The following is a 24,865-nucleotide window of genomic DNA, read 5'->3' as shown; positions in this document are numbered from 1 at the left end:
GCCTGTTCAGGGCAGCCGGTACGCCGACCGTACGGGGCCGGGCGCGGCCCGAGGATCGTTCCAGAAGGTCATCGACCCCACGTCGGACCGGCCGCCCCCGGCCGTCCCGGCCGCAGCCCCAGCCAGGAGTGAACGATCATGAAGAAGCTGTCGACCCGGACCCGCGTCATCACCGGCACCGTCGCCGCCGTCGCGCTGAGCGCGGGCACCTTCGGCGCGGTCAGCGCGAACGCCTCGGCCCCGGCCGCCGAGTCCCGCGCCGCGGTCACGTCCGACACCTCCAACCGCCACCTCCAGCAGACCACCCACCTCACCGTCGACGCCGCCTCGCGGGCCGCGCAGGCCACGCTGGACGCCGCCGAGAAGGCCGGTCAGCGGGTGTCGGTCGCCGTGGTCGACCGCAACGGCAACACCATCGTGACGCTGCGCGGCAACGGCGCCGGCCCGCAGTCGTACGAGTCCGCCGAGAAGAAGGCGTTCACGGCGGTCTCCTGGAACGCGCCCACCTCCGAGCTGGTCAAGCGGCTGGAGTCGACCCCGAACCTGAAGGACATCCCGGGCACCCTCTTCCTGGGTGGCGGCGCGCCGGTCCAGGTCAAGGGCGCCCCGATCGCGGGCATCGGCGTCGCGGGCGCGCCGAGCGGGGCGCAGGACGAGGAGTTCGCGAAGGCGGGCGTGGCGGCCCTGGCCCGCTGACCCCGGCCCGGACCCTGTCCCTTTTAGGGGCCCGTGATCCCTCCCCCGGATCACGGGCCCCTAAAGGCCCCGAAAAGGCCTCAAAGGCCCCGAAACCCGGTGGAAACCGGTGTGCAGCGCCTAGGATCACCGGCGTGGGCCGGTCCCCTCTGGTACGCCTCGCCCCTCGCGTGCGCGACACGCTCTCGGCCGCCCTGATGGTGGTCCTCGTCGCCGGGTGCACCGGCGGCGACGGCGGTGTGCGCGGCCGCCCCGGTGGTGCCGGGCTCGGTGACCGGCTCTTCCCCCGGCTCGGCAACGGCGGCTACGACGTCCGCCACTACAGCCTCACCCTGGCGTACGACCCGGCCCGCCGCCGCATCGACGGCACCGCCGAGATCCTCGCCCGTGCCACGCGCGGGCTGAGCGCCTTCAACCTCGATCTGCACGGGCTGGCCGTCTCCGCGGTCACCGTCGACGGAGCCCGCGCCGCCGCCAACCGGGCGGGCGACGAGCTGACCGTGCGCCCCCGCGACGACCTCGCCGGGGGCGCCCTCTTCCGTACCGTCGTCCGCTACTCCGGCATGCCCCGGGCCCTCACCGACGCCGACGGCTCCCGGGAGGGGTGGCTCACGGACGACGACGCGGGCGCGCTCGCGGTCGGTGAACCGGCGGGCTCGATGACGTGGTTCCCCGGCAACCACCACCCCCGCGACAAGGCCACGTACGACCTGGTGATCACCGTGCCGCGCGGGGTGCGGGCGATCTCCAACGGCGTCCCGGGGCCGGTGACGACGGCCGGTGGGCGCACCACCTCCGTCTGGCGCTCGCCGGAGCCGATGGCCTCGTATCTCGCGGTGCTCGCGATCGGTCCGTACACGGTGGCCAGGACGACGACGATGCCCCGGGCCGGGCTGCCGCTGGTCACGGCCGTGGCCCCCGGGGCGGGGGGCGAGCGGACGCGGCGGCTGTCGGCGCGCGTGCCCGAGGTGCTGGCGTGGGCGGAGCGGCGGTTCGGCCCGTACCCCTTCTCCGCGGGCGGCGCGATCGTCGTCCCGGACGGCATGGTCGGCTACGCGCTGGAGACGCAGTCCCGCCCGGTCTTCCCGGTGGCGTACTTCACCCCCGGGACGCTGGCGCACGAGATCGCCCACCAGTGGTTCGGGAACTCGGTCACCCCCGAGAGCTGGCAGGACATCTGGCTGAACGAGGGCTTCGCCACCTACGCGGAGTGGCTGTGGACCGAGGAGGACGGGGGCGCGCGGGTCGCGGAGAGCTTTCGAAGGGCCTTCGCCGACCGGGACAACTGGGCCTTCCCGCCCGCCGATCCGCCGTCGGCCGCGGAGATCTCCGCGCCCCCGGTGTACGGGCGCGGCGCGATGGTCCTGCACCGGCTGCGGCGGGCCGTGGGGGACGCCGTCTTCTTCCGGCTGCTGCGCGGCTGGGCGGCGGAGCACCGGCACGGGAACGCGTCGACGGACGACTTCACGGCGTACGCGGAGCGGGTGGCGGGCCGGAAGCTGGACGCGGTGTGGGATCCGTGGCTGTACGGGAGCGGGCGGCCGGACCGGGCGGGGTGAGCGGCCGCTGAACGACCCTCCCGGCGCCTGTCAGCTCCGGCCCGGCCCCGGCTCCGGCCTCAGGAGAGGACCGAAGCCGGGGCCGGGACCCGACAGCTCGGAGCGGGCCGGGACGGACCCGGGGGCTCAGCAGCCCGTCGGCCCGTCGGCTCAGTGGCTCAGCGGCCCGGCAGCCCGTCGGCTCAGAGGTTGACGCCGAAGTCCCGGGCGATGCCCTCCAGACCGGCGGCGTATCCCTGGCCCACGGCGCGGAACTTCCACTCCGCTCCATTGCGGTACAGCTCGCCGAAGACCATCGCGGTCTCGACGGCGGCGTCCTCGCTCAGGTCGTAGCGGGCGACCTCGGTGCCGCCGGCCTGGTTGACGACGCGGATGTACGCGTTGCGGACCTGGCCGAAGTTCTGCGAACGGGCGACCGCGTCGTAGATGGAGACCGGGAAGACGATCTTGTCGATGTCGGCGGGGAGGCGGCTCAGGTCGACATTGATCTGCTCGTCGTCGCCGCCGCCCTCGCCGGTGCGGTTGTCGCCGGTGTGGACGATGGTCTGGTCCGGCGTGGAGCGGTTGTTGAAGAAGACGAAGTGGCCGTCGGAGACGACCTTGCCCGCCGTGTTCACCGCGATGGCGGAGGCGTCGAGGTCGAAGTCGGTGCCGGTGGTGGTGCGGACGTCCCAGCCGAGTCCGACGGTGACGGCGGTCAGCCCCGGTGCCTCCTTGGTGAGTGAGACATTGCCGCCCTTGGTCAGGCTTACTGCCATTGGGAAGTCCCCTTCATGGTTCGAGTCCGCGGACTCCCTCACGGGTGCCGCGGCTGCCGTACCCGTCTTAACGTGCGAACGGCACCTTTGGGTTCCTGGAAGGTTCCAGCGAAATCGAGATGACATGAACATCTCGGACACGGGACGATGGGGGGCATGTCCGGTCCTTATGTCATCCGCGGCTCGGTCTGTCTCCCGGAAGCCGAGCTGGTCTGGCGTTTCTCCAGGTCGTCCGGGCCCGGCGGCCAGCATGTGAACACCAGCGACTCCCAGGTCGAGCTGCGGTTCGACCTCGCGGGGACCACGGCGCTGCCGGAGGTGTGGAAGGAACGGGCCCTGGAACGGCTCGCGAACCGCCTGGTGGACGGGGTGATCGCGGTCCGGTCCTCGGAGCACCGCTCCCAGTGGCGCAACCGCGAGACGGCGGCGGTCCGCCTCACCGCCCTCCTCGCGGAGGCCACGGCCCCACCGCCCCGGCCCCGCCGCCCGACCCGGATCCCGCGGGGGCTGAACGAACGCCGGCTGCGGGAGAAGAAGCAGCGCTCGGAGACCAAACGGAACCGCCAGGGCCGCGACTGGTCCTGACGTCCCCAACAGGTCACGCCGGGGCGACGCTCGCCGCCTTTCCGCCCGTCGTCCCGGACCCTCGCGACCCGGGCGCCGACGCCGTCAACCCGACGTACGGCTTCACCCCCGGGGTTCGTTCCCGACGCGACCGCTTGTCGCCGGGCCAGGCGGGCTCCTAGCGTTCCGGGCATGGAACTGCTCGACCAGCTCTCCGACCTGCCGACAGCCGACACGCACCGCGCCGCCGCCGTTCTCGACACCATCCTCAGGCGTGCCCGGGAGACCGGGATCCCCACCGCGTTGACGGAGCACGGAACCCCTGTGGGCGTGGTTCTGTCCTGGGACCTCTTCGAGCGGCTGGAGTCCGCCGCCGCCGGTTTCGAGCACGCGCGACACCGGCTCGAAGGCTGCCGCTTCGGCCCCGTACCGCCGCCGGAGGGCGTCGACTGCGGTTGCCGTACCGCTGCCGAGGTGGACACCGAGGACGGCCAGGAGAGCCTGTGACCGTCTACAACATCACCTGGGAGAACGCCGCCCGGGCGGCGTATCAGCGGTTCCTGAAGGACGACCGCGAAGGCGCGAAGTCACTGACTGCGGCGGTCAACAGGCTCGCCAGGGAGCCGGCACCGCCGGAGAGTCGGCCCATAGGAAACGCCGGTCATCGCCGACTGTCCGTGGGGCATTACCGCTGCCAGTACCACGTCGACGGCGGCAGCATCGTCATCACCGTCATGACGGTCGGGCGGATTCAATAGGCCCCCCGCCGTCCCCCGTGAGGGTGAACCCTCCCCGGCCCGCCCACCCCGTACCCCGCTTCCCGCGCATGATCTCCGGACACCTTCCCGGGGTGGCACCGCCCCCGGGGCCCGGACGAGGAGAGGAGCCGCGGGTGCGGCCCCAGCGATTTCTGGCGTACGTCGTCGAACTGGGCGGGCAGGACCCCGCCGTCGGACAGATACGGGCAGAGGGCGGCGACGGGGACAGGGACGGGGACGGGGACGGGCCACCGTGCGGGGTGAGCGTCACCGGAGCCGGTGGGGAGTGGCGGTTCGGGATCACGGGGCAGTTGCCCGACGGCGCCAAGCACGAGGGGTTCGCCGACGAGCCGGTGCACGGCCCGCCCGTGGAGCCGCAGGACCCCGGCGGGAACGCGAACGGGCCCGAGGCGTGGCTCGCCGGGCTGCTCGCACGGGCCGGGTGCCCCGAGGTCTGCGGGCTGGAGCGCTGGTCGGTACGGGAGGGCACCCGGGCCGACCACAGCGGTGTCACCGTGCGCTTCCACAACGGCGCCCGGGTGTTCGTACGCCTGCTGAAATGAGTCGCTGAAATGAGTCGCTGAAATGAGCGGCTGAAATGAGCGGCTGAAACAAGCCGCTGAAAATGAGCCTGCTCCGGGCTCACCCCAGCCGCCGGTACCGCCCCCGGTAGTACGCCAGCGGCTCGCCGTCGGACGGCAGGGTCGCGGCCAGAACGCGGCCGATGACCAGGGTGTGGTCGCCCGCCGGGACGCGCTGTTCGGTGCGGCACTCCAGGGTGGCCAGGGCGCCGCCGATCAGGGGGGCGCCCGTGATCCGGCCGGGCGTGTGGGGGACGTCCTCGAAGAGGAGGCGGTCGCTGACGCGCCCCTTCATCGCGAAGCGGCCCGCGATGTGCCGCTGGCTCTCGGCGAGCAGGGAGACCGCCCACTGCGGCTGCTCGGCCAGCAGGTCGTCCATGCGGGAGCCCTCGCGCAGGCTCACCATGACCAGCGGCGGGTCCAGGGAGACCGAGACGAACGCCGTCGCGGTCATGCCGACGGCCTCGCCCCGGGCGCCGCTGTCCGGGTCGTGCGCGGTCACCAGGACCACGCCCGCCGCCAGGCGGGACAGGGCCGCGCGGAACTCGTCGCTGCTCACCCCCTCAGGATCCCCCTCGGAGCGAGGGACCGCGGGCGCGGACGGAGAGCCGGAGGCCGAAGAGGCGCTGGTCGTCTGGTACACAGGGGGAACGCTAACCGCGCCGCGCCGCTCCGCGCATCGGGCCAGGGGACGAGGGTGGTCCTAGGACCATGCCCGGCGCCGGGCCCGGCCCAGGCCCCGTACCGGCGGCTTTGCGTTCGGATACACCGTCCCGCACGCCGCGGCCCACCGGGCGAATCCCCGGGCGATTGATCCGACCATGTGACTTGAGTCACAGAGAGCCTTATTTGTTGACCCTGTGTACCGGGTGGACAGCTCGCTGTGATTCAGTGGCCGGGATACCGCAACAAGAACAACGTTGAAGAACCACTGGAGTCTGCTGTCGAGGTCTCGGGGAGAGCGAGCATGGAGACCGAGTCGGAGCCCTACGTCCGTCTTGCGACCCTGCGGCAGCTGCACAAGGTGGTCGCGGACCTCAACACCGCCCGCAGCCTCGCGGACACCCTCCAGACCGTCGCCGACGGTGTCGTCTCCGGCCTCGGCTACGAGCTGGCGTGCGTCAACCTGGTCCGACCCGACGGCGATCTCGTCGTCGCCGCCTTCGCCGGGAGCGCCGCCGCCGAGGCCCTGATGACCGGACGGATCGGCCCCCGCGAGTCCTGGGACCGCCGGCTCTCCATGGGCGAGGCCTGGGGCGAGCTGCGGTTCATCCCGCACACCGAGGGCTGGGTGCTCATCGAGGACGACGTGCCGCAGTGGCACACCGAGGGCCCCGAACCCCGCTTCGAGGACGAGTGGCACCCCGCCGACCGCCTCTACGCGCCCATGTTCAGCTCCGGCGGCGGCCGCGAACTCCTCGGCGTCATCTCCGTCGACCGGCCCCGCAACGGGCGCCGCCCCGGCCCCTGGGGACAGGAAGCGCTCCAGATGTACGCCTCCCAGGCGGCCATTGCGATCAGCAACGCCCGGCTCCGAGCAAACATGCAGCGCGCCCTCGTGCGCCTGGAGCGCGAGCAGCAGGCGCTGCGCGCCAGCGAGGAGTCCTTCCGGCAGGCGTTCGAGTACGCGCCCAGCGGCATGGCCATCGCCGAGATGGGCGGCGACCAGCACGGCCGGCTGCTCCGGGCCAACGACGCCCTGTGCCGGCTGCTCGGCCGGCCCGCGTCCGCCATGCGCCGCTACTCCTTCGCCGACCTCGTCCACCCCGAGGACATCGGCACCCTGCTGCGCACCTCCGCCGAGGGCGGCCGCGCCGAACTGCGCCTGGGCCGCCGCGACAGCAGCTATGTCTGGGTCTCGCTGCGGAACTCGGTCGTCGCCGACACCGCCGACGGCCCCCGGTTCCTCCTCACCCACGTCGAGGACATCGAGGACCGCAAGCGCCATGAGCTGGCCCTCGCCCACCGCGCCTCGCACGACGCCCTGACCGGGCTGCCCAACAGCGCCGAACTGAGGGCCCGGCTCAGCGCCCGGCTCTGCGACCGGCCCGCCGTGGACCGGGGCGCCGGCGGTGACATCGGCGACACCGGCTACGACGCGGAGACCGGGTCGCTCTTCAACGCCGAGGGTTTCGACTTCGGCCCGGCGGGCACCCCGTACGACCATCATGTGCACGTCGTCGCCCCCGACGACGAGGTCGACGACGGCACCAAGGGGCTCGCGGTCCTCTTCTGCGACCTCGACGGCTTCAAGTCCATCAACGACCGTTTCGGACACCAGACCGGTGACGCCGTCCTGGTCGAGGTGGCGCACCGGCTCACCACCGGGGTGCGGGAGGGCGACACCGTCGCCCGCCTCGGCGGTGACGAGTTCGTCGTCCTCGCCGACGGCCTGGGCACGGCGGACGCGGCGGATCTCGCCGTACGACTGCGGAACGCCATCATCCTGCCGATCCGGGTGGACGGCCGGCCGGTCCGGGTCGGTGCCAGTTTCGGTATCAGCTGGGCGAGTTGCGGCATGTCGGTCGAAGAGGTGCTGCAATCCGCCGACCAGCGGATGTACATGGAGAAGCGGTCCCGTTCCAAGGTGCACCGGCGCGCGGGCTGACCCCGTCGTTCCCCCCGCGCTGTCATGTCCTGTTCTTGTGACGATCGCGCCCGAGAGCGGCCGACACCACCCGATCCGTTAATCGGAACCGGGTAGGCTCGCCGGGGTCGGCGTAGGGCTGACGAAGGTGAGGAGGGACCAGGGATGACGGCCGGGAACAACGGCGCGAGCACGCCCGAGGACGACGATCCGTTCGGGTATCTGTACGAGGACGGGAACGCGGCGGGCGCCACATCACCCTCGGGCCGAGGCAGGGGTTACGGCTACCCGGGCCCCGGCACGCCCCAGCCCGGAGTCCCGCGCACCTCCTACAACCATGTGCGCGCGGTCGGCGAGCGGACCTACGGCGGGCACCACGCACCGCACCAGCAGCAGGCGCCGCAGCAGCAGCCGTACGGGCAGCCCCACGCGCAGTACGCCGCGCCCGAGACCTACCCCGGCGGAGCGCCGACCCGTCCCGTACCGCCCCAGTCCGGCTCCGGGAGCGGCGGCCGAGGCCGCGGCCCCAACACCAAGGTCCTGATGATCGCGGCGGTCGCCGTGGTCCTGGCCGTGGTCGCCGGGATCACCGCCGCCGTGATCAACAACACCGGGGGCGACAAGGACCAGGCCGACGGCGACAAGCAGCCCGCGGCGCAGGTCAGCGCCAGCGCGCCCGCCGAACCCGGCGAGCCCAAGGACGAGCTGTCGCCGCCGCCGTCGCCGACGAAGTCCGCCGGACTGCCCAAGGAGGACGCGGCCACGCTGCGGCTCGGCGGCCCGGCCCGCGCGGAGAACACGATCAAGGGCGCCAAGGGCACCGGCAACGCCTATGTGACGTTCAACGGCACCGGCAGCTCCGCCGCCTGGTCGCTGGACGTCCCGGAGGGCGGCGACTACACCCTGCACATCACCTTCAACGTGCCCGGCAAGAACGCCCAGACCTCGCTCACCGTCAACGACGAGGCCCCGCGCTCGATCCGGATGGACAACTTCGCGGGCGCCGGGGACGGCGAGTGGGACAAGTGGACCTACACCTACTCCTACATGAAGCTCCCGCAGGGCAAGAACGATCTCAAGATCTCGTGCGAGTCGGGAGACTCCTGCGACGCCCTCCTGATCGACCAGGTGTGGCTGACGGCGGGGCACACGCGCCGCTGAGCCCCGCCCCCGAGGGGATCACGGGCGCAGCAGCCCCAGGAAGGCGGCGACCGTCCCGGCCATCGCGTCACGCGCCGGGGCCAGGTACCTGCGGGGGTCGACCGTGCGGCCGTCGCCCGCCAGGAACTCCCGTACCGAGCCGGTGAACGCCGTGTTCAGCGCCGTCCCCACATTGATCTTCGCCATGCCGGCCGCCACCGCCGCGCGGATCTCGTCGTCCGGCACGCCGGAGGAGCCGTGCAGCACCAGCGGCACCGGGACGGCCTCGCGCAGCCGGGCTATCAGCGCGTGATCGAGGGACGCGGTCCGCTCGGTCATGGCGTGCGCGGAGCCGACGGCGACCGCGAGGGCGTCGACGCCGGTCGCGGCGGCGTAGGCGGCGGCCTCGGCGGGGTCGGTGCGCACCCCGGGGGCGTGGGCGTCGAGCGGAGCCTCGCCCTCCTTGCCGCCGACCCGGCCGAGTTCGGCCTCGATCCAGATGCCGTGGCCATGGCCCCAGCGGACCGCTTCGGCGGTGGCGCGGACGTTCTCCTCGTACGGCAGTTTCGACGCGTCGAACATCACGGAGCCGAAGCCGGCGCCGGCGGCCTCGTGGAGGAGGCCGGTGGAGACCACGTGGTCGAGGTGGAGCGCGAGGGGCGCGGTGGAGGCGCGGGCGACGGCGGCGGTGGCGGCGGCTATCGCGGCGAGCCGGCCGCCGTGGAAGCGGACGGCGTTCTCGGAGATCTGGAGGATCGCGGGCGCGCCCGCCGTCTCGGCTCCGGCGGCGATGGCCTCCGCGTGTTCCAGGGTGATGACGTTGAAGGCGGCTACGGCGCGGTGCTCGGCGGTGGCGGTGGAGACGAGTTCGGCGGTGCTGACGAGCGGCATGGTGCGTTCTTCTCACTTTCCGGACGGCGCCGGGTCCGTGGTACGGCCCGGGGGTACGGGGGGTGACCGGTCCGGGTCCGCGAGCAGGGCCGGATGCGGCTCCGGGAGCAGGGCCGGGTGCGGGACCGGGGTGCCGGGCGCGGGCTCACGCCGGGGCCGCGCGGTCCGTCACGCCGCCGCCGCGCGGTCGGTGACCCGGACGCGCGGCAGCAGTTCCTCGTACGCGGACCGGTCGAACTCGCCGGCCGCCGGTGCGAGGACCGTGGCGGCGGAGAGGGCGACCGCGTGGGCCAGGGTGCGGGGCCAGGGCTGCCCCCCGACCACCCCGGCGAGGAGCGCGGCCACGGCGGAGTCGCCCGCTCCGGTGGGGTTGCCGCGTACGGGGGCGGGCGGGGTCGCCCACCAGACGCCGTCGGGGGTGGCCGCGAGGAGGCCGTCGGACCCGAGGGAGGCGACCACGCCGGTGGCCCCCCGGCGGCGGGCATCGCGCGCGGCCCGCAGCGGCTCGCGGGACCCGGTGAGCCCGGCCAGCTCGTCCGCGTTGGGTTTGACCAGGTCGGGGCGGGCGGCGATGCCCCGGCGCAGGGGTTCGCCGCTGGTGTCGAGGAGGACGGGCACCTCGGCGGCACGGGCCCTGCGGACGAGGTCGGCGTAGGCCCCGACATGGAGGCCGGGCGGCAGGCTGCCGCAGAGGGCGACGGCCCGCGCCCCGGCGAGGAGGGCGGTGTAGGTGTCGAGGAAGGCGGCCCACTCGCCGGGGGAGACGACCGGGCCCGGCTCGTTGAGCTGGGTGGTGTCGCCGGACGCGAGATCGGCGACGGCGATGGTGCGGCGGGTGTTGCCGGCGATGGGGACGAGTGCGTCCCGGGGGCCGAGGGGGGCGAGGAGTTCACGGAGCACGGCGCCGACGGGGCCGCCCGCGAAGCCGGTGACGACGGTGTCGTGACCGAGGGCGGCGAGCACCCGGGCGACGTTCAGGCCCTTGCCGCCGGGGCGTTCGGCGACTTCGCCGACGCGGTGGCTGGTGTGCGGGGCGAGCGCCGGCACGGTGTAGGTGATGTCGAGGGCGGTGTTGAGTGTGACCGTCAGGATCACCGTGCCACCCCTTCCGGCCAGGTCGGCCGCTCCCTGCGCGTACCGTCCTGATCATGCCAAACGGAAGGCGGTTGGCCCAGACCCTGGACCAACCGCCTTACCGTTTCGGCCGGTTCCTCCCGGCCGGTACGTCCGTTTACGCCCTGCGACGGGGCCCCGCGCGGGAATGAGCCGACTCCCGGATCGGACGACCGCCTCCGCTCGTGGCGTTGGCCCTGGCACAAGCGAGCCGCAGGGGCTACCCCCTACCGGCCGGCCGCCTCCGACCTGGCGGTTCCCCCCGCCGCGCATGGCCCGTAGTGGCGCACCCGGATCGGACGGCCGCCTCCGCCTCTTTGCCTTGGGCCCTGTGCGAGTGAGCCGCAGGAGCGCACCCGCACCGGACGGCCGCCTCCGCCCCTTCGCCTTGGGCCCCGTGCGAGTGAGCCGAAGGGGCGCCGCGGGTGTCGAAAGGGAGAACGCGCGGAAGGTCCGAGGAACGAGGACCAGAGCACGATCGACCGTCGACACTCGCACCAGCGCCCCGGAGGCGAACCGAGCCTGCAAATAAAGGCCGCGCGGAGCCCGCGCCGGACAACCGCCCGCACCCCGTGGTGGTGCCCCCGCCCGTGGCCGACCCGCGGATCTCCCGCACCGAACCGGAGCCCCGCCCCCGAGCAGCGCCCCGGAGGCGAACCGAGCCTGCAGAATTTACGGCTCGATCACCCAAACGCCTCGCCGCATCACGCCCTTGAGCCGGAAGTCCTCGTCCAGGACGACGAGGTCCGCGTCCTTGCCGGGCTCCAGTGAGCCGACGCGGTCGTCGATGCCGAGGAGCCGGGCGGGGTTGGCGGAGATGGCCTGGACGATGTCCTCGACCGGGAGGCGGTCGACGGTGGCGGCCCGGCGGAAGGCGGTGTCCAGGGTGAGGGTCGAGCCGGCGATCGAGCCGCCGTCGACCAGTCGGGCCACGCCGTCGACGACATCGACGGCGAGGGGGCCGAGCTGGTACTGGCCGTCGCCGAAGCCGGCCGCGTCCATGGCGTCGGTGATGAAGGCGACGCGGTGGGCGCCGGCCCGGTGGAAGGCGAGTTCGAGGGCTGCGGGGTGCAGATGCGTACCGTCGTTGATCAGCTCGACGGTGACCCGCTCGTCCTCCAGGAGGGCGGCGATCGGGCCGGGGGCGCGGTGGCCCAGTGGCGGCATCGCGTTGAAGAGGTGGGTGGCGACGGTGGCGCCCGCGTCGATGGCGGCCACGGTCTGCTCGTAGGTCGCGTCGGTGTGGCCGATGGCGGCGATCACTCCGTGCTCGGCGAGCAGGCGTACGGAGTCGAGGCCGCCGGGCAGCTCGGTGGCGAGGGTGACCATGCGGGCGGTGCCCCGGGCGGCATCGAGGAGCTTGCGGACCTCGGCCGGGTCGGGGTCGCGCAGGAATTCCTCGCTGTGGGCGCCCTTGCGACAGGGGGAGATGAAGGGGCCCTCGAAGTGGATGCCCGCGAGGTCGCCCTGTTCGACCAGTTCGGAGAGGGTGCCCGCGTGCCGGGCGAGACGGTCCATGTCGGCGGTGACCAGGGACGCGACCACGGTGGTCGTGCCGTGTTCGAGGTGGGTGCGGACGCCCTTGAGCACGGCCTCGGGGTCGCCTCCGGTGAAGGAGCCTCCGCCGCCGCCGTGGTTGTGGATGTCCACGAAGCCGGGGACGATCCAGTGACCGGTCAGGTCGCGGGTGGGCGCGTCCTCGGGCGCCGCACCGGCGATCTTCGTACCGTCGACGATCAGCCGGCCGTTCTCGACGGTCCCGGTCGGCAGGACCACCCGGGCTCCGGTGAGGACGGTGCTGTCGACGCGTGCGGCGCTGTCGGCGAGTGCGGCGCGAGCGGCCATTAGGCGGTTACCTCCGAGTCGGTGGAGATCAGGTCCCAGGCGAGCAGCCCCGCGCCCAGGCATCCGGCGGTGTCCCCGAGGGCTGCCGGAACGATCGAGGGCACCTTCTGGAACGTGACGCGTTCCGTGACGGCGGCCCTGAGCGGTGTGAACAAGGTTTCCCCGGCCTCCGCCAGACCGCCACCGATGATCATCGTGCGGGGGTCCAGGAGAGTGAGGGCGGTGACCAGTCCGGCGGCGAGGCCGTCGACGGCGTCGGCCCAGACGGCGACGGCCCTGGGGTCGCCGGAGACGACGGCCTTGGCGCAGTCGGCGGCGTCGGCGTCCGGGTCGCCGCTGGCCTCGGCCCAGGCGCGGGAGACGGCGGAGGCGGAGGCGATGGTCTCCAGGCAGCCGCGCTGGCCGCAGCTGCAGAGGGGGCCGTCGGGCCGGATGACGACATGGCCGATCTCGCCGGCGTAGCCGTGGGCTCCGGCCTCGATGGTGCCGGCGATGCCGATGGCGCCCGCGATGCCGGTGCCGAGCGGGAGGAAGAGGAAGCGGTCCGCGTCCCGGCCGGCGCCGATGCGGCCCTCGGCGAGCCCGCCGGCGCGGACGTCCTGGCCGAGGGCGACGGGGAGGCCGTCGAGCCGCTCGCCGAGCAGGGCCCGCAGCGGCAGGTCATTCCAGCCGAGGTTGGCCGAGTAGATCGCGATGCCTTCCTCGGAGTCGACAATTCCGGGGATGGCCACTCCGGCGGCGAGGGGGAACTCACCGAGGTGTTCCCGGCCGTACGCGCGAAGGTCGGCGGCGAAGTCGATGATGGACTGCACGACGGCATCGGCCCCGCGGTCGCGCCCGGTGGCGCGGCGGGCCTCATGGAGAAGGGCTCCGTCCGGCCCGATGAGGGCGGCCTTCATGCCGGTGCCGCCCACATCGAGGGCGATGACGTGTCTCACGTGGACAGTCTGGCGCGAGACCACCCGAAAGGTCTAGTCCACTAGCTGCGATTGTTGCCCGACCGTACAAACCCCCACGGCCTCCTTACGGAAGCCTCACACCCGCCCTGACCGGCGGATTCCGCCGGAACGCCGGGCGCGGGCCGGGCCGGGGCGGGCCCGCGCGGGGCCGCTCGTACGGATGCGTACGGGGCGGGTGCGCCGGGCGTGGCGGGGCCCGGCGCGGCCGGAAACCGCGTAACGGATGGCCGGAAACCCGTGCCGGGCCCCGCCATGCCCGGCGCACCGGAACCGAGGAGTCCAGGGGACCCGGGGTCGGTCGGGGACTTCCCGGCCGGCGGGTCAGGGGAGGATCACGCTCCGGGTCAGGTTGCGCGGGCGGTCCGGGTCAAAGCCCCGGGCCTCCGCCAGGGCGACCGCGAGCCGCTGGGCGCGGATCAGATCGGCGAGCGGATCGGCCGACGCGTGCGCGACCAGATGGCCGCCGACCCGGGCGACATCCCCCGCCAGGCCCTCCGGCAGCTCACCGAAGACCCAGGTCACCCGGTTCGGGCCGGTGATCGAGATCGGGCCGTGCCGGTACTCCATCGCCGGGTACGCCTCCGTCCACGCCCCGGCGGCCTCCCGCATCTTCAGCCCGGCCTCCAGCGCGAGGCCGTAGGTCCACCCCCGGCCCAGGAAGGTCCACTGCTCCGCGCCGGTGACCGCCTCCGCCAGCGGCTCCGTCACCGCCAGCTCCGCGTCGACCGCCGCCGCGTCGACGGACTTCACCCCGGGGATCTCCCCCAGGCCCGCCCGCAGGAACGCCAGCGCCGTCGTCGCGAACCGGGTCTGCACCACGGACTCCTCGTCCGCCCAGTCCAGCACCGCCACCTCGTCGGCCGCCGCCATCACCGGGGTCGCCGGGTCGGCGGTGAGCGCCGTCGTCGGGACCTTTCCCTTCAACCCCTCCAGCAGCTCCAGCACCTCCGTGGTGGTGCCGGACCGGGTGATCGCGACCACCCGGTCGTACGCCCGGCCCGCCGGGAACTCGGAGGAGGCGAACGCGTCCGTCTCCCCCTGCCCGGCGGCCTCCCGCAGCGCCGCGTACGCGATCGCCATGAACCAGGACGTCCCGCACCCGGTGACCGCGACCCGCTCCCCGGGCCGGGGGAATCCGCCGAAGTCCGCCGCCGCCCGCGCGGCACGCCGCCAGCAGGCGGGCTGGGTGGCTATTTCTTCTGCCGTACGGGACATGACGTATGCACTCCTCGCGCCTACACGTGTATTCGGACCGGCACCTGACCTCTTCGTGCCGAGACGTGCTTAGCAGGCCGGGACACATCCGGGCAATGGTGCCCGGCGGCGGGTCGTTCCGCAGGAACGCTGCGTGTCAGACGTTGCAGAAGTGAGACCGCATGGCATGGACCATTGACGCCCCCATGGTGGAAAATCGCTGCTCATCCCGGTGGACGTCAACGGCGGCTTACCGCGCGGAAACAGTGAACTGCACAGTGGGAGAAGCGTTTTGCAGCGGCACTTGCTCACTCTGACGGCGGCGGCTGCCGCTCTGGGAACGACGATCGCCCTCACCGGGTGCGGGGCGTCGGGAGGTTCGTCCGGCGATGTCACGCTGAAGCTGATCGCGGCGGAGTACAACGTCGACGGCGCCCAGAGCACCAAGACCTACTGGGCCGACCTGGTCGAGGAGTTCGAGTCCAAGCACGACATCAAGGTCGAGGCGACGATCGTCCCGTGGACCGAGATCCATGCGAAGGTCGCCCAACTGGTCAAGGACGGCAAGGCTCCTGACATCGCGCAGATCGGCACGTACGCCGACTACGCCGACGACGACAAGCTCTACAGCGCCGATCAACTCCTCTCCATACCCGTCCAGTCGAACTTCCTGCGCCCGCTCGTCGACGCGGGAGAACAGCGACGGGTGCAGTACGGGCTGCCGTTCGCGGCCTCCACCCGGCTGCTCTTCTACAACAAGGAGCTGTTCGCGGAGGCCGGGATCACGGAGGCCCCGACCACCTGGGACGAACTGCGCGACACAGCCGCACAGTTGAAGGATGCAGGGGTCAAGTACCCTTACGCGCTGCCGCTCGGGCCGGAGGAGGCCCACATCGAGACCATGCTGTGGATGCTCGGCGGCGGCAGCAACGGCTTTGTGGATCCCGGTGGTTCGTACGCGCTGAACTCCAAGGAAAATCAGTCCGCCCTGAAGTGGGTGAAGAGCAATCTGGTCGAGCCGGGCCTCACCGGCCCCGGCGCTCCGGGCGAGTTGAACCGGGAGGACGCGTTCAAGGCGTTCAACAAGGGCGAGGTGGGCATGCTCAACGGCCATCCCTCGCTGGCGCGGAAGGCCGAGGAGGCCGGGATCGACCTGGGCCAGGTGCCGGTCCCCGGCAAGGACGGCAAGCCCAAGACGACGGCGGGCGTGGCCGACTGGATCATGGGGTTCAAGGAGAACGGCCACCGCGAGGAGATCGGGAAGTTCTTCAACTTCCTCTTCACCGACAAGAACGTCATGGCGTTCGCCTCGCAGAACGATCTGCTGCCGCCGACGGTGAGCGCGTCCGAGGCGATGGAGGTGGACCCCGAGCACAAGGCGCTCAAGGACTTCCTGGTCGAGCTGCCGACCTCGCTGCTGCCCCCGCTCAACAAGACCTCCTGGGGCCCGCTGAACGAGGAGATCAAGAAGAACATCGGCCGCACGATGGAGCCGGGGCGGTCCCCTGAATCCGTACTCGCCGACCTGGCACAGAAGGCGGAGGAAGCGGAGAACCGGGAGGAGTAGCCCTCACCGGCTCCGGGGCCCGGCGGCGGCCGGGCCGTTATGTTGGACGTATGACCGACGACACCGCCCGCCCCGACCCGGCCCCCGCGCCGGAGCAGCCGCCGGCCCCCGCGCCGGACGGGCTCAAGGACCGGGACCGGGCCGTCCTCGCGATGGAACGGCGTTCCTGGCCGGGCCCCGGCGCCAAGGAACGGGCCGTCCGCGAACGGCTCGGGATCTCCCCCGTCCGCTACTACCAGCTGCTCAACGCGCTGCTCGACGACCCCCGGGCGCTGGCCCACGATCCGGTCACCGTGAACCGGCTGCGCAGGGTCAGGGACGAGAGGCGCGCGCGCCGATAGGGTCGACGCCATGGGCAGCCCACCGCACGCGCATCCCTTGCCGACGCCGTCGACGCCCGCGGGCCGGGACGGACTCGCCGCACTCCTCGACCGCCCCCGGCAATCCGTCGTCGCCCTCGACTTCGACGGCACACTCGCCGAGATCGTGCCCGACCCGGAGCGGGCCCGCGCCCACCCGGCGGCCGTGCCCGCGCTGGCCCGGCTCGCGCCCGAGGTGGCGTCGGTCGCCGTGGTCACCGGCCGCCCGGCCGGGGTCGCCGTCCGCTACGGCGGCTTCGCCGGGGTGGCGGGTCTGGAGCATCTGGTGGTCCTCGGCCACTACGGATCCGAACGCTGGGACGCCGTCACCGGCACCGTGCAGACGCCCGCCCCGCACCCCGGGGTCGCCGCCGTCCGCGCCGAACTCCCCGGATTCCTGGACTCCATCGGCGCCTGGAGCGGGACATGGATCGAGGAGAAGGGCCAGGCCGTCGCCGTCCACACCCGCCGGGCCAGCGACCCCGCGGCCGCCTTCGAGGCCCTGCGCGACCCGCTCGCCCATCTCGCCGCCCGGCACGGGCTGGTCCTGGAGCCGGGCCGGATGGTCCTGGAGCTGCGCCCGCCGGGCATGGACAAGGGCGTCGCCCTCGGCGAGTACGTGCGCGAGGTCAACGCGGAGGCCGTGCTGTACGCGGGGGACGACCTGGGCGATCTGCCCGCCTTCGCCGCCGTGGAGAAACTGCGCTCCGACGGGGTGCCGGGGCTGCTGGTGTGCAGTGGCAGCACCGAGGTGACCGAGCTGGCCGACCGGGCGGACCTGCTGCTGCCGGGGCCGGCCGCCGTGGTCGGCTTCCTGGCCGCGCTCGCGGACCGGCTCACCGGACGGCCGTAGGGCGCCCACCGCTCGGACCCGAGCGCCAGGCGGCCGGGCGGCCGGGCTCCGGGGCCGCCCTGCCCGCCCGGCTCAGGCCCGCAGTGCCTCCAGCTGGTCCAGGAACCAGCGCGCGGGCGGCAGCGCCGTCGCCGCCCGCGCCAGCGCTTCCGTGCGCCGGGTCCGGTCCTTCTCCGGCAGGGTCAGCGCGGTGTGCAGGGCGTCGGCGGTGCCGGTCACGTCGTACGGATTGACCGTGATCGCGTACTCGCCCAGCTCCTCGTGGGCCCCCGCCTCCCGGGAGAGCACCAGCGCGCAGCCCGCGTCGGAGACCACCGGGATCTCCTTGGCGACCAGGTTCATGCCGTCCCGGATGGGGTTGACGAGGGCGACGTCGGCGAGCCGGTAGGCGGCGAGCGAGCGGGCGAAGTCGTCCTGGACGTGGAGGACGACGGGGGTCCAGCCCGGGGTGGCGAACTCCTCGTTGACCGCCTCGGCGACCCGGGCGACCTCGGCCGTGTAGTCGCGGTAGACGGCGAGGTCCTGCCGGGAGGGGTAGGCGAAGGCGACATGGACCACGCGCTCGCGCCACTCGGGCCGGGTGCGCAGGAGATGGCGGTAGGCGAGGAGGCCGCGCACGATGTTCTTGGAGAGTTCGGTGCGGTCGACGCGGACGATCGCGCGCCGGCCGGGGCCGATCTGCTCGCGCAGGGCGGCCATGCGTTCGGTCACGTCGGGCCGGTGGGAGCGCTCCCGCAGGAACTCCGCGTCGGCGCCGAGCCCGTGGACCCCGATCCGGGTGCCGGCCAGCGCGTCCGGCCCGAGCACGCGGACCGCGCACTCGCCGAAGGCGTCGGCCCAGCGGCGGGTGAGGAAGCAGGTGCGGTCGGCGCCGAGGAGGCCGCGCAGCAGCTGGGCGGCGATGTCGTCGGGCAGCAGCCGGAAGTAGTCGACGGGCGCCCAGGGGGTGTGGGAGAAGTGCCCGATGCGCAGGTCGGAACGGAGGTCCCGCAGGAGCCCCGGCACCAGCGCCAGGTGGTAGTCCTGCACGAGCACGGCGGCGCCCGGGGCGGCCCGGTCGGCGAGCGCGCGGGCGAAGGCCCTGTTGTAGCGCTCGTACGCCTCCCACTGGCGGCGGAATTCCGCGTCGAAGACGGGCTCCAGCGGGGTCTGGTAGAGGAGGTGGTGGACGAACCAGAGGACCGAGTTGGCGATGCCGTTGTACGCGGCGGCGTGGGTCTCCTCGTCGATGTCGAGCATGAGCACGCCGGGCTCGCCGACGCCGCGCCGCACGGCCTCGCGGTCGCCCTCGCCGAGGGCGGAGCAGACCCAGAGGGAGTCGGCGCCGGAGCCGATGGCCGAGAGCCCGGAGACCAGCCCGCCGCCGCCGCGCCGGGAGGTCAGCCCGCCGTCGTCGCCGAGGCTGTAGCTGACGGGGCCGCGGTTGGAGGCGACGAGAACGGTCGCGTCGGTGCCTCGGGCGGCGCGGTGGGCGGGATCGGGGGCCATGTCGCGAAACCTAGCCCGTGCCGGGGCGCCTCAAACGTACGTACGGCTCGGTTGGCGGATGCCCGCCGCAGCGGTTCCTCCGCCGGCCACGGGCGGCCGTGTAGGCCACGGCGGCGGCCGCGCCCAGGCTGAGCGCGAGACCGCCGAGGAACCAGAGATAAGCCCCGTACACCCTGATAAGTCCCATAAAAGGGATATTCACCGAGCCGTCGGTGTTCAGGCCGCGCGACGCGCCGCGTACTCCCGGATCTCCCGCATCGGCGGCCGCTCCTCCGTGTCCACGGCATGGGTACGGGGGACAAAGCCGTCCGCGCCCCGCTCGAACTGGGTGAGCGCGGGCCGCACCAGATGGCCGGGCTTCAGCCGCAGCTGGGCGGTGCGGTAGATCGCCGCCGCCATCCGCCCGAGCGCCTGTCCGTCCTGGTGGCGGTGGATCCGCGAACCCACGTCGACCTGGGCGAGGGCGTCCAGGCCCACCGTGTGCAGGGCGTCCACCAGCAGCCCCAGCTCCACCCCGTACCCGACCGGGAAGGGCAGCCGCTCCAGGAGCGAGCGCCGGGCCGCGTACTCGCCGCCCAGCGGCTGGACGAAGCCGGCCAGCAGGGGCCAGTGCAGATTGAGCAGCGGGCGGGCCACCAGCTCGGTGACGCGGCCGCCCTGGCCGGGGGCCCCGGCGAGCGGACGGTCGTAGACGGCCTTCACCAGGCTCACCCCCGGGTCGGTGAGCAGCGGCCCGACGATCCCCGAGACGAAGTCGGCGGAGAACCGTTCCAGGTCGGCGTCGACGAAGCAGACGATGTCCCCGCTGGTCACCATGAGTGACCGCCAGAGCACCTCCCCCTTGCCGGGCAGCGCCGGTATCCGGGGCAGGACGTCGTCCCGGTGGACCACCCGCGCACCCGCCGCCTCCGCGACCTCGGCGGTGCGGTCGGTGGAGCCCGAATCGATCACCACCAGCTCGTCCACGAGCGGAACGCGTTCCATCAGTTCGCGTCTGATCACGGTGACGATCGCGCCGACCGTCGCTTCCTCGTTGAGCGCGGGCAGCACCACGCTGACGGTGGCCGAGCGCTTCGCGGCCATGATCCTCGACAGCGGGCGATCGGCCGCCGACCAGGAACGCCCGGCCAGCCAGCGCTCCACTTCATCGAGCACGTTCGCCCATCTCCCCACTGCCTGTGACGCATCTCGCGGTTCGGACGACTATCTCAACCCTCCGGACCTTCCGTTACAGTCTTGAACAACGCGAAGGCCCGGCGCACGTCGGGCCCGCCTTCGTTCGCTCCGCCGAACGCGTCCAACCGTTCAACCGTTCAACCGTTCAACAATCGAATACCGCTCATCCAGAGGGGCAGAGGGAAACGGCCCGTTGAAGCCCCGGCAACCCTCCAGCCGGTCTCGTCGCGTACAGCGCAGCGAGGCTCCCGGCTCGGGAAGGTGCCAAATCCGTCTCATGGCGAAACGCGCCATGGGAAAGATGAGGAGAAAGGGCCTCGCCTCCATGGCTGTGCAGACCGTCGCAAGCACCACCGCCGACACCGACACCCCCGCCGCCGCTCCCGATCTGGGACCCGCCGCCGCCCTGTCCTGTCGCGAATGCGGACAGCGCTTCCCGCTCGGACCGATCTTCGCCTGTGCCGAGTGCTTCGGACCGCTGGAAGTCGCCTACGACCTGCCCGACACCGCCCCCGAGGAGCTGCGCGGGCAGATCGAGGCCGGGCCGCAGAACATCTGGCGGTACGCCCCGCTGCTGCCCGTCCCCGCGGACGTCGCGGGCAAGCCCAGCCTGAACCCGGGCCTCACCCAGCTGGTCAAGGCCGACAACCTCGCCCGTGAGCTGGGCGTCACCGGCGGTCTCTACGTCAAGGACGACTCCGGCAACCCGACCCACTCCTTCAAGGACCGGGTCGTCGCCATCGCCGTCGAGGCCGCCCGCGCCTTCGGCTTCACCACCCTCTCCTGCTCCTCCACCGGCAACCTCGCGGGCGCGGTCGGCGCCGCGGCGGCCCGCGCCGGCTTCCGCTCCTGCGTCTTCATCCCGCACGACCTGGAGCAGGGCAAGGTCGTCATGGCCGCGGTGTACGGCGGCGAACTGGTCGGCATCGAGGGCACCTACGACGATGTGAACCGCTTCTGCTCGGAGCTGATCGGCGACCCGCTCGGCGAGGGCTGGGGCTTCGTCAACGTCAATCTGCGGCCGTACTACGGCGAGGGTTCAAAGACCCTCGCGTACGAGATCTGCGAGCAGCTCGGCTGGCGGCTGCCCGACCAGATCGTCATCCCGATCGCCTCGGGCTCCCAGCTCACGAAGATCGACAAGGGGCTCCAGGAGCTGATCAGGCTCGGTCTGGTCGAGGACCGGCCGTACAAGATCTTCGGCGCGCAGGCGGAGGGGTGCTCCCCGGTGTCGGCCGCGTTCAAGGCCGGGCACGACGTGGTGCGCCCGGTGAAGCCGGACACCATCGCCAAGTCGCTGGCGATCGGCAACCCGGCCGACGGCCCCTATGTGCTCGACATCGCCCGCCGCACCGGCGGCGCGGTGGAGGACGTGACCGACGAGCAGATCGTGGACGCGATCAAGCTGCTGGCCCGGACCGAGGGGATCTTCGCCGAGACGGCGGGCGGTGTGACCGTGGGCGTGACCCGGAAGCTGATCGAGGCCGGGGTGCTGGACCCGTCGCTGACCACGGTCGTGCTCAACACCGGCGACGGCCTCAAGACGCTGGACGCGGTCGCCCCGACCAGCCGTCCCACGGCGACCATCCGCCCGAGCCTGGAGGCGTTCCGCGCCGCCGGTCTCGCCGGCTGAGCCCGCTCCGCCCCTCCTCCCGTCTCCCCTTCCTTCCCCGCAGCATCCTGGAGCCAGCCATGAGCGTCACCGTCCGCATCCCGACCATCCTGCGCACCTACACCGGCGGCAGGGCCGAGGTCCCGGCCCAGGGCGCGAACCTCTCCGAGGTCATCGCCGACCTGGAGAAGAACCACGCCGGGATCGCCGCGCGCGTCCTGGACGACGAGGGGCGGCTGCGCCGCTTCGTGAACGTCTACGTGAACGACGACGACGTCCGTTTTGAGCAGGGTCTCCAGACGGCGACCCCGGACGGCGCGGGCGTTTCGATCATCCCGGCGGTGGCCGGCGGCTGATCCCCGCCCCCTTTACGCAACGTCACTTCGATTGCCCCCTCCGTAAGACAAACGGAGGGGGCAATTCTGCATGGTTGAGCACGCTACAGTTGGGGAATGCCCCCGGGCCCGCCGCTCCGGACGCCCTATGAGAATGCGCCCGGACGCGATGAGAAGCAGCCAATGTGCGCATCGACTTTGTCTCTTAAGTCTCCTTTGCCGGGCCCGACTTGCCCTGGAATTTCGTGAATTCTTGGTAATTGCACCTTCCGTCGTGCCCGGATTTCTCGTCCGATTGACCTGTTGCAGAGGGCAGTTGGGCAGATACATTCAGCCGCGGTCGACGCGTTCCGGCGCACACCTATGGGGCCTTCGTCCCGTCTTAGACGGAGTTGGCGCGGTGGGTGAGATCTGACCCGGGTCCGCGAAGTGCGGTCCTGCGCAAGGGCCAGTAATAGGGGAGTTAGGCATGGCTCAGGGCACCGTCAAATGGTTCAACGCGGAGAAGGGGTACGGCTTCATCGCGGTCGACGGTGGTGCGGACGTGTTCGTCCACTACAGCGCGATCCAGATGGACGGGTACCGCACTCTCGAAGAGGGTCAGCGGGTCGAGTTCGAAATCTCGCAGGGTCAGAAGGGCCCGCAGGCCGACATGGTGAAGCTGGCGGTCTGAGTCGGGTTCACGGCCGACGGGTCCGGCCGGCCGGACCGGGCGGACCGCGCCCGCGCCACCCGTCACACCGCCGCAGGACAGCGACGCGATCGGCCGACGACGCGCACGCATGTGGGGTCCGCATCCCGGGAACGGGGTGCGGACCCCACATGCGTTCCCGGGGTCTTCGGGCCGGCCCGCGCCCCCCGGCACGGGACTGGTGCGGCCCCGGCACGGGGCCGGTGCGCGGGCCCCCGCGCCATGCCCCGTGAGGGTCCGGTTCCCTCCCAGGCGCTTGCACTCTCCCTGGGCGAGTGCTAATCATTGGCGTTAGCACTCTCCGAGTGAGAGTGACAAAGAAGGACCGAGTCGGTGAGGTTTCCGGGCCACGGTGGACAGGTACCACCAAAGGTGCGGGAGCCGTCCGTCGCGGGCGCCAGCGCGGTCCGGCCAGAGCTTCCCACCAGTCCGTGGAGGACACTTCACATGGCAAAGATCATCGCGTTCGACGAGGAGGCGCGGCGCGGCCTTGAGCGCGGTATGAACCAGCTCGCCGACGCCGTCAAGGTCACCCTCGGTCCCAAGGGACGGAACGTCGTCCTGGAGAAGAAGTGGGGCGCGCCCACGATCACCAACGATGGTGTTTCCATCGCCAAGGAGATCGAGCTGGAGGACCCGTACGAGAAGATCGGCGCCGAGCTGGTCAAGGAAGTCGCCAAGAAGACGGACGACGTCGCCGGTGACGGTACGACGACCGCCACGGTCCTGGCCCAGGCGCTCGTCCGCGAGGGTCTGCGCAACGTGGCCGCCGGCGCCAACCCCATGGCCCTGAAGCGCGGCATCGAGAAGGCCGTCGAGGCCGTCTCCGCCGCCCTGCTGGAGCAGGCGAAGGACGTGGAGACCAAGGAGCAGATCGCCTCCACCGCCTCCATCTCCGCCGCCGACACCCAGATCGGCGAGCTGATCGCCGAGGCCATGGACAAGGTCGGCAAGGAAGGCGTCATCACCGTCGAGGAGTCCCAGACCTTCGGTCTGGAGCTGGAGCTCACCGAGGGTATGCGCTTCGACAAGGGGTACATCTCGGCGTACTTCGCCACCGACATGGAGCGTATGGAGGCGTCCCTGGACGACCCGTACATCCTGATCGTGAACTCCAAGGTCGGCAACGTGAAGGACCTCCTTCCGCTGCTGGAGAAGGTCATGCAGTCGGGCAAGCCGCTGCTGATCATCGCCGAGGACGTCGAGGGCGAGGCCCTGTCCACGCTGGTCGTGAACAAGATCCGCGGCACCTTCAAGTCCGTCGCCGTCAAGGCCCCGGGCTTCGGCGACCGCCGCAAGGCCATGCTGAACGACATCGCCATCCTCACCGGTGGCACGGTCATCTCCGAGGAGGTCGGCCTCAAGCTGGAGAACGCCGGCCTGGACCTGCTGGGCCGCGCCCGCAAGGTCGTCATCACCAAGGACGAGACCACGATCGTCGACGGCGCCGGTGACAGCGACCAGGTCGCCGGTCGCGTCAACCAGATCCGTGCCGAGATCGAGAACTCGGACTCGGACTACGACCGCGAGAAGCTCCAGGAGCGCCTGGCGAAGCTGGCCGGCGGCGTGGCCGTCATCAAGGCCGGTGCCGCCACCGAGGTCGAGCTCAAGGAGCGCAAGCACCGCATCGAGGACGCCGTGCGCAACGCGAAGGCGGCCGTCGAGGAGGGCATCGTCGCCGGTGGCGGCGTGGCTCTGCTCCAGGCTTCCTCCGTCTTCGAGAAGCTGGAGCTGGAGGGCGACGAGGCCACCGGTGCCAACGCCGTCCGTCTGGCCCTGGAGGCCCCGCTCAAGCAGATCGCCGTCAACGGCGGCCTTGAGGGCGGCGTCGTGGTCGAGAAGGTGCGCAACCTGACCCCGGGTCACGGTCTGAACGCCGCGACCGGCGAGTACGTGGACATGATCGCCGAGGGCATCCTCGACCCGGCGAAGGTGACCCGTTCCGCGCTGCAGAACGCCGCCTCCATCGCGGCGCTCTTCCTCACCACCGAGGCCGTCATCGCCGACAAGCCGGAGAAGGCCGCCGCGGCCGCTCCGGGCGGTATGCCGGGCGGTGACATGGACTTCTGATCCCCCGGGATCAGCGGTACCAGCCGTACAAGGGCGGCACTCCCCGGCAGGGGGGTGCCGCCCTTCGGC

At 72.2% G+C, this 24,865-nt stretch carries 24 protein-coding genes and 1 riboswitch; of the genes, 15 read left to right on the top strand and 9 right to left on the bottom strand.

The features are described 5' to 3' along the window. Positions 1-138 precede the first annotated feature (138 nt). Entirely contained in the window at positions 139-696 is a 558-nt protein-coding gene (locus tag SYYSPA8_RS22895; RefSeq protein ID WP_323449159.1) for a GlcG/HbpS family heme-binding protein, read from the top strand. A gap of 197 nt (positions 697-893) precedes the next feature. Beyond that, positions 894-2,255 (top strand): M1 family metallopeptidase, encoded by a 1,362-nt coding sequence (locus SYYSPA8_RS22890; RefSeq protein ID WP_323449408.1) that lies wholly within the window; start codon positions 894-896, stop codon positions 2,253-2,255. Positions 2,256-2,437: 182 nt separating this feature from the next. Here SYYSPA8_RS22890 and SYYSPA8_RS22885 read toward each other — a convergent pair whose 3' ends face one another. Continuing rightward, the gene (locus tag SYYSPA8_RS22885) at positions 2,438-3,013 is read right to left on the bottom strand and encodes a TerD family protein (RefSeq protein ID WP_323449158.1); all 576 of its coding nucleotides are present in this window, start codon (positions 3,011-3,013) and stop codon (positions 2,438-2,440) included. Between the two features lie 147 nt (positions 3,014-3,160). On the opposite strand from SYYSPA8_RS22885, the gene arfB reads away from it, so the two are divergent. From arfB to SYYSPA8_RS22865, 4 genes are all read left to right on the top strand, one after another. Further along, on the top strand, positions 3,161-3,598 hold the full coding sequence (gene arfB / locus SYYSPA8_RS22880; RefSeq protein ID WP_323449157.1) for an alternative ribosome rescue aminoacyl-tRNA hydrolase ArfB: 438 nt from the start codon (positions 3,161-3,163) through the stop codon (positions 3,596-3,598). A gap of 171 nt (positions 3,599-3,769) precedes the next feature. Further along, a complete protein-coding gene (locus SYYSPA8_RS22875) occupies positions 3,770-4,084 on the top strand; it encodes a type II toxin-antitoxin system prevent-host-death family antitoxin (protein WP_323449156.1) in 315 nt (104 codons plus the stop codon). After that, positions 4,081-4,335, top strand: a complete 255-nt coding sequence (locus tag SYYSPA8_RS22870) for a type II toxin-antitoxin system RelE family toxin (RefSeq protein WP_323449155.1) — start codon at positions 4,081-4,083, stop codon at positions 4,333-4,335. Before SYYSPA8_RS22875 ends, SYYSPA8_RS22870 begins: the two co-directional genes overlap by 4 nt. A 134-nt stretch (positions 4,336-4,469) precedes the next feature. Then, positions 4,470-4,898, top strand: a complete 429-nt coding sequence (locus SYYSPA8_RS22865) for a hypothetical protein (protein ID WP_323449154.1) — start codon at positions 4,470-4,472, stop codon at positions 4,896-4,898. 79 nt (positions 4,899-4,977) lie between these two features. Here the strand turns inward: SYYSPA8_RS22865 and SYYSPA8_RS22860 are convergent, their stop codons facing one another. Continuing rightward, positions 4,978-5,559, bottom strand: a complete 582-nt coding sequence (locus tag SYYSPA8_RS22860) for a flavin reductase family protein (protein WP_407706061.1) — start codon at positions 5,557-5,559, stop codon at positions 4,978-4,980. Positions 5,560-5,883: 324 nt separating this feature from the next. Between SYYSPA8_RS22860 and cdgB the strand changes: the two genes are divergently transcribed. Together cdgB and SYYSPA8_RS22850 are read left to right on the top strand one after the other, a co-directional pair. Then, on the top strand, positions 5,884-7,524 hold the full coding sequence (cdgB, locus tag SYYSPA8_RS22855; RefSeq protein WP_323449152.1) for a diguanylate cyclase CdgB: 1,641 nt from the start codon (positions 5,884-5,886) through the stop codon (positions 7,522-7,524). A gap of 144 nt (positions 7,525-7,668) precedes the next feature. Beyond that, the gene (locus SYYSPA8_RS22850; protein ID WP_323449151.1) at positions 7,669-8,664 is read left to right on the top strand and encodes a carbohydrate-binding protein; all 996 of its coding nucleotides are present in this window, start codon (positions 7,669-7,671) and stop codon (positions 8,662-8,664) included. A gap of 18 nt (positions 8,665-8,682) precedes the next feature. On the opposite strand, the gene SYYSPA8_RS22845 is transcribed toward SYYSPA8_RS22850, so the two are convergent. The 5 genes from SYYSPA8_RS22845 to SYYSPA8_RS22825 all read right to left on the bottom strand — a co-directional run bounded on the left by SYYSPA8_RS22845 (position 8,683) and on the right by SYYSPA8_RS22825 (position 14,666). Then, on the bottom strand, positions 8,683-9,534 hold the full coding sequence (locus SYYSPA8_RS22845) for a class II fructose-bisphosphate aldolase (RefSeq protein ID WP_323449150.1): 852 nt from the start codon (positions 9,532-9,534) through the stop codon (positions 8,683-8,685). Positions 9,535-9,702: 168 nt separating this feature from the next. Beyond that, positions 9,703-10,629: a 1-phosphofructokinase family hexose kinase gene (locus tag SYYSPA8_RS22840; protein ID WP_323449149.1), complete on the bottom strand. Its 927-nt coding sequence runs from the start codon at positions 10,627-10,629 to the stop codon at positions 9,703-9,705. 690 nt (positions 10,630-11,319) lie between these two features. Further along, positions 11,320-12,492 (bottom strand): N-acetylglucosamine-6-phosphate deacetylase, encoded by a 1,173-nt coding sequence (gene nagA, locus SYYSPA8_RS22835; RefSeq protein WP_323449148.1) that lies wholly within the window; start codon positions 12,490-12,492, stop codon positions 11,320-11,322. Then, a complete protein-coding gene (locus SYYSPA8_RS22830; RefSeq protein WP_323449147.1) occupies positions 12,492-13,430 on the bottom strand; it encodes an ROK family protein in 939 nt (312 codons plus the stop codon). Before SYYSPA8_RS22830 ends, nagA begins: the two co-directional genes overlap by 1 nt. 342 nt (positions 13,431-13,772) lie before the next feature. After that, complete coding sequence (locus SYYSPA8_RS22825; protein WP_323449146.1) at positions 13,773-14,666, bottom strand: SIS domain-containing protein; 894 nt, start codon at positions 14,664-14,666, stop codon at positions 13,773-13,775. A gap of 271 nt (positions 14,667-14,937) precedes the next feature. Here SYYSPA8_RS22825 and SYYSPA8_RS22820 point away from each other — a divergent pair, with 271 nt between their 5' ends. From SYYSPA8_RS22820 to otsB, 3 genes are read left to right on the top strand one after another with little or no spacing between them, the layout of a single operon-like run. Further along, positions 14,938-16,212 carry an extracellular solute-binding protein gene (locus tag SYYSPA8_RS22820; RefSeq protein WP_323449145.1) on the top strand — a complete coding sequence of 425 codons (1,275 nt, stop codon included), beginning with the start codon at positions 14,938-14,940 and terminating at the stop codon, positions 16,210-16,212. Between the two features lie 50 nt (positions 16,213-16,262). Continuing rightward, positions 16,263-16,553, top strand: coding sequence for a DUF3263 domain-containing protein (locus tag SYYSPA8_RS22815; RefSeq protein ID WP_323449144.1), 291 nt, complete (start codon positions 16,263-16,265; stop codon positions 16,551-16,553). Between the two features lie 10 nt (positions 16,554-16,563). Beyond that, positions 16,564-17,424, top strand: coding sequence for a trehalose-phosphatase (gene otsB / locus SYYSPA8_RS22810; protein WP_323449143.1), 861 nt, complete (start codon positions 16,564-16,566; stop codon positions 17,422-17,424). A gap of 72 nt (positions 17,425-17,496) precedes the next feature. Here otsB and SYYSPA8_RS22805 read toward each other — a convergent pair whose 3' ends face one another. Together SYYSPA8_RS22805 and SYYSPA8_RS22800 are read right to left on the bottom strand one after the other, a co-directional pair. Continuing rightward, positions 17,497-18,912, bottom strand: coding sequence for an alpha,alpha-trehalose-phosphate synthase (UDP-forming) (locus tag SYYSPA8_RS22805; protein WP_323449142.1), 1,416 nt, complete (start codon positions 18,910-18,912; stop codon positions 17,497-17,499). Positions 18,913-19,128: 216 nt separating this feature from the next. Further along, the gene (locus SYYSPA8_RS22800) at positions 19,129-20,067 is read right to left on the bottom strand and encodes a glucosyl-3-phosphoglycerate synthase (protein ID WP_323449141.1); all 939 of its coding nucleotides are present in this window, start codon (positions 20,065-20,067) and stop codon (positions 19,129-19,131) included. Between the two features lie 181 nt (positions 20,068-20,248). Beyond that, a riboswitch (SAM riboswitch) is annotated at positions 20,249-20,396 on the top strand. A 17-nt stretch (positions 20,397-20,413) separates the two neighbouring features. On the opposite strand from SYYSPA8_RS22800, the gene thrC reads away from it, so the two are divergent. The 4 genes from thrC (at position 20,414) to groL (ending at position 24,796) form a co-directional block, all read left to right on the top strand. Further along, complete coding sequence (thrC, locus tag SYYSPA8_RS22795) at positions 20,414-21,721, top strand: threonine synthase (protein ID WP_323449140.1); 1,308 nt, start codon at positions 20,414-20,416, stop codon at positions 21,719-21,721. A 59-nt stretch (positions 21,722-21,780) separates the two neighbouring features. Continuing rightward, positions 21,781-22,056: a MoaD/ThiS family protein gene (locus SYYSPA8_RS22790; protein ID WP_323449139.1), complete on the top strand. Its 276-nt coding sequence runs from the start codon at positions 21,781-21,783 to the stop codon at positions 22,054-22,056. A gap of 448 nt (positions 22,057-22,504) precedes the next feature. Next, positions 22,505-22,708, top strand: coding sequence for a cold-shock protein (locus SYYSPA8_RS22785; protein WP_005315736.1), 204 nt, complete (start codon positions 22,505-22,507; stop codon positions 22,706-22,708). A 465-nt stretch (positions 22,709-23,173) separates the two neighbouring features. After that, a complete protein-coding gene (gene groL, locus SYYSPA8_RS22780) occupies positions 23,174-24,796 on the top strand; it encodes a chaperonin GroEL (protein ID WP_323449138.1) in 1,623 nt (540 codons plus the stop codon). Positions 24,797-24,865 lie beyond the last annotated feature (69 nt).

It is taken from the genome of Streptomyces yaizuensis, assembly GCF_034961445.1.
In the GTDB taxonomy this organism is placed as follows: Bacteria; Actinomycetota; Actinomycetes; order Streptomycetales; family Streptomycetaceae; genus Streptomyces; species Streptomyces yaizuensis.
This window is presented reverse-complemented; position numbering and strand designations above follow the sequence as displayed.

Excerpts from the sequence above, each read along its gene's own strand:
- SYYSPA8_RS22850 (WP_323449151.1), top strand. The coding sequence starts at position 7,669 with ATGACGGCCGGGAACAACGGCGCGAGCACGCCCGAGGACGACGATCCG.
- cdgB (WP_323449152.1), top strand. The coding sequence starts at position 5,884 with ATGGAGACCGAGTCGGAGCCCTACGTCCGTCTTGCGACCCTGCGGCAG.
- SYYSPA8_RS22825 (WP_323449146.1), bottom strand. The coding sequence starts at position 14,666 with ATGTCCCGTACGGCAGAAGAAATAGCCACCCAGCCCGCCTGCTGGCGG.
- otsB (WP_323449143.1), top strand. The coding sequence starts at position 16,564 with ATGGGCAGCCCACCGCACGCGCATCCCTTGCCGACGCCGTCGACGCCC.
- SYYSPA8_RS22805 (WP_323449142.1), bottom strand. The coding sequence starts at position 18,912 with ATGGCCCCCGATCCCGCCCACCGCGCCGCCCGAGGCACCGACGCGACC.
- groL (WP_323449138.1), top strand. The coding sequence starts at position 23,174 with ATGGCAAAGATCATCGCGTTCGACGAGGAGGCGCGGCGCGGCCTTGAG.
- SYYSPA8_RS22885 (WP_323449158.1), bottom strand. The coding sequence starts at position 3,013 with ATGGCAGTAAGCCTGACCAAGGGCGGCAATGTCTCACTCACCAAGGAG.
- SYYSPA8_RS22890 (WP_323449408.1), top strand. The coding sequence starts at position 894 with ATGGTGGTCCTCGTCGCCGGGTGCACCGGCGGCGACGGCGGTGTGCGC.
- SYYSPA8_RS22875 (WP_323449156.1), top strand. The coding sequence starts at position 3,770 with ATGGAACTGCTCGACCAGCTCTCCGACCTGCCGACAGCCGACACGCAC.
- nagA (WP_323449148.1), bottom strand. The coding sequence starts at position 12,492 with ATGGCCGCTCGCGCCGCACTCGCCGACAGCGCCGCACGCGTCGACAGC.
- SYYSPA8_RS22845 (WP_323449150.1), bottom strand. The coding sequence starts at position 9,534 with ATGCCGCTCGTCAGCACCGCCGAACTCGTCTCCACCGCCACCGCCGAG.
- SYYSPA8_RS22785 (WP_005315736.1), top strand. The coding sequence starts at position 22,505 with ATGGCTCAGGGCACCGTCAAATGGTTCAACGCGGAGAAGGGGTACGGC.
- SYYSPA8_RS22790 (WP_323449139.1), top strand. The coding sequence starts at position 21,781 with ATGAGCGTCACCGTCCGCATCCCGACCATCCTGCGCACCTACACCGGC.
- thrC (WP_323449140.1), top strand. The coding sequence starts at position 20,414 with ATGGCTGTGCAGACCGTCGCAAGCACCACCGCCGACACCGACACCCCC.
- arfB (WP_323449157.1), top strand. The coding sequence starts at position 3,161 with ATGGGGGGCATGTCCGGTCCTTATGTCATCCGCGGCTCGGTCTGTCTC.
- SYYSPA8_RS22895 (WP_323449159.1), top strand. The coding sequence starts at position 139 with ATGAAGAAGCTGTCGACCCGGACCCGCGTCATCACCGGCACCGTCGCC.
- SYYSPA8_RS22815 (WP_323449144.1), top strand. The coding sequence starts at position 16,263 with ATGACCGACGACACCGCCCGCCCCGACCCGGCCCCCGCGCCGGAGCAG.